A 309-nucleotide genomic window follows, 5' to 3' on the forward strand; every position below is an offset into this window, starting at 1 on the left:
GGTAAAATGAAATACAATGGGATTTATTCACATTCATTCGTTGACAATCTTCAAGCATTCAAATTCGTCGTCAGCGTCTTAAAATTCGCCAATGCGGTTTCCAGATTTTCCATGATTTCGGAGGCAAGAACGTCAGGATCGGGAAGGCTGTCAAGATCGGTCAGGGATTTGTCTTTGAGCCAGAAAATATCAAGGCTAGTCTTGTCCCTTTCCAAAATTTCCTTATATGTAAAACAGCGGAATCGTCCTTCGGGCTTCTTTTCGCTCCATGTTTCTTTGCGTTTGTGGCGGTTATCGGGATTGTAACAC

General features: G+C 42.4%; 1 pseudogene. It reads right to left on the reverse strand.

The window, feature by feature from the left end:
* Positions 1–50: 50 nt before the first annotated feature.
* Positions 51–309 (reverse strand): annotated as a pseudogene (locus tag ACYVTD_RS18955) (SAM-dependent DNA methyltransferase); the annotation flags it as partial.

This window comes from Treponema sp. R6D11 (assembly GCF_054786075.1).